6 protein-coding genes and 1 pseudogene are annotated in these 5,246 nt (G+C 68.1%); 1 reads left to right on the top strand and 6 read right to left on the bottom strand.

Annotation, left to right across the window (positions count from 1 at the left end):
- The 5 genes and pseudogenes from Q1L59_RS00805 to Q1L59_RS00790 all read right to left on the bottom strand — a co-directional run.
- Positions 1–180: inner membrane CreD family protein (locus tag Q1L59_RS00805; RefSeq protein ID WP_300327393.1), on the bottom strand; the 180-nt coding region annotated here is incomplete at its 3' end.
- 145 nt (positions 181–325) lie between these two features.
- Positions 326–1,753: a two-component system sensor histidine kinase CreC gene (gene creC / locus Q1L59_RS00800; protein ID WP_300327392.1), complete on the bottom strand. Its 1,428-nt coding sequence runs from the start codon at positions 1,751–1,753 to the stop codon at positions 326–328.
- A 22-nt stretch (positions 1,754–1,775) separates the two neighbouring features.
- Positions 1,776–2,504 (bottom strand): two-component system response regulator CreB, encoded by a 729-nt coding sequence (gene creB, locus Q1L59_RS00795; protein WP_300327391.1) that lies wholly within the window; start codon positions 2,502–2,504, stop codon positions 1,776–1,778.
- Between the two features lie 429 nt (positions 2,505–2,933).
- Positions 2,934–3,200, bottom strand: a pseudogene (locus Q1L59_RS16680) (SUMF1/EgtB/PvdO family nonheme iron enzyme); the annotation flags it as partial.
- Complete coding sequence (locus tag Q1L59_RS00790; RefSeq protein WP_300327390.1) at positions 3,113–3,448, bottom strand: hypothetical protein; 336 nt, start codon at positions 3,446–3,448, stop codon at positions 3,113–3,115. The gene Q1L59_RS00790 and the pseudogene Q1L59_RS16680, both read right to left, overlap by 88 nt.
- Before the next feature lie 217 nt (positions 3,449–3,665).
- Between Q1L59_RS00790 and Q1L59_RS00785 the strand changes: the two genes are divergently transcribed.
- The gene (locus Q1L59_RS00785) at positions 3,666–4,004 is read left to right on the top strand and encodes a BTAD domain-containing putative transcriptional regulator (RefSeq protein WP_300327389.1); all 339 of its coding nucleotides are present in this window, start codon (positions 3,666–3,668) and stop codon (positions 4,002–4,004) included.
- A gap of 483 nt (positions 4,005–4,487) precedes the next feature.
- Here the strand turns inward: Q1L59_RS00785 and ppk2 are convergent.
- A partial coding sequence (gene ppk2 / locus Q1L59_RS00780) for a polyphosphate kinase 2 (protein WP_300327388.1) occupies positions 4,488–5,246 on the bottom strand: 759 nt, incomplete at its 5' end.

Below are 5,246 nucleotides of genomic sequence, written 5' to 3'. Positions count from 1 at the left end.
GGCGAGCAGCGGCCCGACCACGGTTTGCGCGCCGGCCGCCGCCTCGGCGATGTTGCGCACGACTTCGGCCTGGCGCACGCTGCGCTCGCGCACCTGGTGTTCGATCATGCCGAGCGGCACGAGCAAGAGCAGCGACAGAACGGCGATGGCAAACAGCTTGAGGATGAGTTTCTTTTGCATGGCAGGCTCCCGGGGTGAACGATGGAGCGAGTCTGCGGCGCAACGGTGAAGCGATTGTGAAGCGGGTGTGAAGTGCGGCGTGTCGCCCGCGTGTCCGCCGCGTGTTCGCCACGCGCGAGCAGTGCGCCTCGCCGGCGGCGGTCGTTCAGCGCGGCAGCACGATACGCGCGATGGCACCGCCGCTCGGCGCGTTCTCGAAGCTGGCATCGCCGCCGTGCAGGCGCGCCACCTCGCGCACGAAGGCGAGGCCGAGGCCGGTGCTCTTGCGGCCGGTGGCAGGGCGAGCCAGCGAATAGAAGCGCTCGAAGACCTTCGGCAGCGCGTAATCGGGCGCCCCCGGCCCGTGGTCGCGCACTTCGACGACCTGCGTCGCGCCGGCACTGCGCACCGCAATCTCGATCTCGCCGCCGTCCGGCGAGAAGGCGATCGCGTTATCCAGCAGGTTGGCGAGCGCCTGACGGAGCAGGAAAGGATCGCCGCGCGTCTCCGCCGCCGCCGGTTCGCCGGTGATCGTCACGCGCAGGCCGTGTGCCTCGAGCTCGGGTTGGCGGCCGGCAACGGTTTCCCGCGCCAGTTCGAGCAGCGCCAGCGGGCGCGAATCCTCGGGCCGCTGCAGTTGTTCGATGCGCGCCAGCGCCAGCAGGCGATCGATGATCAGTTGCATGCGCTGCGTCTGCTCGTCGATGTGGCTGACGAAACGTTCGCGCTCGGCCGCCGGCAACTCGTCGTGCAGCACTTCGGCCGCACCGCGGATCGCCGAGAGTGGGCTCTTCAGTTCGTGGGCGAGATTCTGCACGTAGGTTTCGACGTATTGCTTGCCGTCCAGCTTGGCGCGCATCTCGGCCAGCGCATGCGCCAGTTCAGACAGTTGGCGGCCGCCCTGCACCGGCAGCACGGCGCGTTGGCCGGCGGCGACCAACCTGGCGTAGTCGCGCAGGCGGTTGAGCGACCAGGTGAGCCAGAGCGTAAACAGCGTGCCGATCGCGGCCGACAGCGCAAGCAGCCAGAATCCGCCTTCGCGCACCCGCTGCGCGGCGCGCACCGTGTAGGGCTGCAAGGAGAGCGTTGGCCGGCCGACCGAGACGACGCCGACCAGCCGGTCGGCCACGCGCACCGGCGCGGCGACGTACATCACCGAGGTGGACGGCTGCTGCGGATCGTCGCGCGTGCTGCGCGCGCCGTACTCGCCGCGCAGCACGCGCGCCACGTCGATCCACTGGCTGTAGTCGGCGCCCAGCGCGCCGCCCACCGAGTCGAAAACCAGGATGCCGCGCGCATCGGTCAGGTAGACGCGCAGATCGACCGATTCCTTGCTCACGCCCCAGATCGACGCGTTCGGCGTGCGACCGATGGCGGCGGCGACAGCGCGCGCGAAGTTCCCGTCGGCAATCCGCCCGGCGGCGAGCTCGGGCGCCGCGAGCTCGGCGAGCAGGTGCGCCGTATCGACCAGAACGTCCTCGGCCGCCTGGCGCACTCCCGGCTGGACTTCCTTGCTGAAGATGTTGAGCACGAACCACGCAGCGACGCCGACGACCAGGAAGAAGCCGAGGAACAGACGGATGGCGATGTTCATGCGTGCATGCGGCCGCGGTCGCCTAGGCCAGGTCCCGCCGCAGGCTGTAGCCGAGTCCGCGGTGCGTCTCGATCGGGTCACTGCCGTCGACCGCGCGCAGCTTGGCGCGCAGCGTCTTGACGTGCGCATCGACCGTACGTTCCATGCTTTCCTCGGCGTCGCGCCAGACCCGGTCCATCAATTGCGGGCGGGAAAGAATGCGGCCGGCGGAGTCGATCAGCGTCGCGAGCAGGCGATACTCGTAGCGCGTCAGTTCGAGCCAGACCCCGCGGTAAGCGATGCGCGCTCCGTCCGCATCGACCGCAAAGACCGGCCGGACGGCGGGCGTTGGTGTCGGTGCCGGTGTTGCCGTTGGCGCTGCCGCGACCACGACCCGCGCCCGGCGCAGGATGGCGCGGACGCGCGCGGCCACCTCGCGTGGGCTGAACGGCTTCGCCACGTAGTCGTCGGCGCCGAGTTCGAGGCCGACGATGCGGTCGATCTCGTCCGCGCGAGCGGTCAGAAACAGCACCGGCACGTCGGAAGCGCGGCGCAACTCGCGGCAGACGTCGAAACCGGAAAGGTCGGGCAGCCCGACATCGAGGATGACCAGCGCATGACCATTGGCGCGCAGCGTGGCCAGCGCGTCACGGCCCAGACCGACGCAGTCGCTGGCCAGACCTTCGCGCTGCAGCGCGTAGACAAGCGCATCGCTGATCGCCGGCTCGTCGTCGACGATCAGGATGCGCGGCGAGGCGCCTGGCGGCGACATGGCACGGTGCGGGTCGGCGTAGCCGCGCACTCCACGGAACGAGCCCGCCGGCCGTCCGCCCACCCGGTGGCGGCTGAGCAAGGCGCAAAGAAGCGCGGAGAGAACGGGCGACGCATTGCGCGAACTCCGAAGAAAACGTGATCCGGCGAGCAACTGCCCGCGCGACCAGCCTGCGCGGCACGGCAGGGCACGGGACGGCACGCCACGCCAAGATGAGGGAGCGAAGAATAGGCGATCGCCGGCCAGTTCAGCAAGCGCTCGACCTCGCCCGACCCGGCATGTGGAATGGTCGGCCGAGCCCGAATCGCCCACCTCCGGTTGGGCGCTCCGCGCCGGCCCTACCGGCTGATGGCCCTCAGGGCGCAGGGAAAACCCCAGGAAGCCGTCGCGCCCGTCGCGGTGCCCCTCGAAGCGGCAGGCCAAGCCAAGCCTCCAGGCTCTGCTGAGCCACGAGCCGCCGCGCGCGACGCGCCAATAATCGCCCTCGCCCTCAGGAGCGCGTGGGTCGTCGCAATCCGCACCATCGCGCGGTCGCTGGCCGTCGGCGCACCGCTCCCACACCTTGTCGTGCATTTCGTACAGACCCCACGCGTTGACCGGAAACGTCTTCACCGGCACGATCGTTTGCCGGTGCTTGCCTTGCGCGCCGTACGCGTAAGGATGCTGGCCATCGTACTTCGCCTGCCGCGTGTCGATCGTCTCGCCGAAACTGAACGGCGTCGTCGTTCCGGCCCGCCAGGCGGCGAGCCCATGCGGAATTCGCCGGGTCCGAGCCAGCGCTGGCGCTGCACGACGCCGGCGATCGTTACTTCGAGGTAGACGCCGTAGCGATCGCGGCCGAAATCCCACGCCCACGCCGGCCGCTGCACGCGCTGGCAGGCGTAGGCGTGCGTGCCGGCGAACACTTCGACGCGCTCGGCGCTGCTCTCGGCGAGCGGCAGCACGGCGGAGTCGGTCGGCAGGCGAAGCCGACGCGTCTGGCGGCCGCCTCAGCCTGCACCAGCAGCACTGCGCGGTCGATTGCTGGTGCTTCGAGCGGCTGATCGGCGAGGCGGAAAAGGTGGCCGCGTGCCCGGCAGGAGATGCGGGACTCGCGACCTTGCTCGAACGCCTGCGGGGACTCTACCGCGGCGACTTCCTGACGCGCGAGGACGACCATGCGTGGCGCCTGGGGCAGCGCGAACGCCGGCGGCGCCGCTGGACGGCGCTATTGCCGCTGCTTGCCCAGTCCTGCACAAACCGGCAGCAGGCGAGCGAAGCGGTTCGCCGTGGGCGCGAAGCGACCGCAGTCGATCCGTTGCCAGAAGCGGCTACCGCGCGCTGATCCTCTGCCTGCACGCGCAAGGCGAGGACGCCGAGGCGCTGCGCGTCTACGATCTTTGTCGGCGCATGCTGGCGGCCGCACTCGGCGCCAGACCGTCAGCCGCCACCCGGGCCATCCGCCGCATCATCGCCGCTGCTGCTGGCGACGTTTCGGCTGGCGGTTCGGTGGATGCGTAGTCGATCCGGAACTCCCGGTTGCCGAAACGTCTGCCCTGAATCGTTTGGCCGCAGCGCGCGGCACGCGTCTGCAACGGTGACGGTTGCCTGGCCAGGCGGCGCCCGAGTAGAGGGATGACCATCGCCAGACGACTCGATCTGTAGGCGAGTTCGCCTTCGCGCGCTTGCGCAGGAGGAGGGAGAGGCAGCCTCGGCCGCTTCACCTGGCCGCTGGTCGGCGACCTCGCTTCTCTACCCAGCGCGGCCCACGGGCGCTGGCCGATCGCCGGCTTTTGGCAGCGCTGCGTTCATCCGGCGCCTGGCGATCGCCGGGTTTCGGGCACACAAGAGCGAACGAAATCTCACGCAAATCGCGATTGCTTCCCGCTTCCGAAGGTCGCCGTGGGATGACGCAGGCATGACACTGGCCGTGAAACTGGGTCTGGCTGGCCGAGCAGCCGTCCCGCGTCCGCAAAAAAACAGCCTCCGAGAGGGTCGCCTTGCTCAGAACCTTTCTGGAACGAACTTGTATGGATAGTCCGGCTCTACGTAGTCGCCAGGTTTCTGGCGTTTCGGCAGCTCGACCTTTTCCCGTGGGACTTCCTTATATGGGATTCTGCTGAGCAGGTGAGAGATGATATTCAGGCGTGCACGTTTCTTGTCGTCGGAGTTGGCCACGAACCATGGCGCCCAGGCGGTATCGGTGGCGGCGAACATGGCATCGCGTGCCCGGGAATAGTCGTACCAGCGGCTGTAGGACTTGAGATCCATAGGCGACAGTTTCCATATCTTGCGGCCATCGTCGATGCGTGCCGTCAGGCGCCGGGTCTGTTCTTCCTCGCTGACTTCCAGCCAGTACTTGATCAGGATGATGCCCGACTCGACCATCATCTTCTCGAAGCTGGGGGCCACTTCCAGAAAGCGTTTTACCAGAGCTTCATCGCAGAACCCCATCACCCGCTCCACACCGGCGCGGTTGTACCAACTGCGATCCCAGATCACCACTTCACCTGCCGCCGGCAGGTGCGGTAGATAGCGCTGCACGTACATCTGGCTCTTTTCCCGTTCGGTTGGCGCTGGCAGGGCGATCACCCGGAATACGCGCGGGCTGACCCGTTCGGTGAGCGCTTTGATGGTGCCACCCTTTCCAGCACCATCGCGCCCCTCGAAAACAATGCATACCTTGAGGCCTGCATGCACAACCCACTCCTGCAGCTTGACCAACTCCACGTGCAGCTTCTTTAATTCGCTGTCGTATTCCTT

This window comes from Accumulibacter sp. (genome assembly GCF_029255125.1).
Lineage (GTDB): Bacteria > Pseudomonadota > Gammaproteobacteria > Burkholderiales > Rhodocyclaceae > Accumulibacter.
This window is presented reverse-complemented; position numbering and strand designations above follow the sequence as displayed.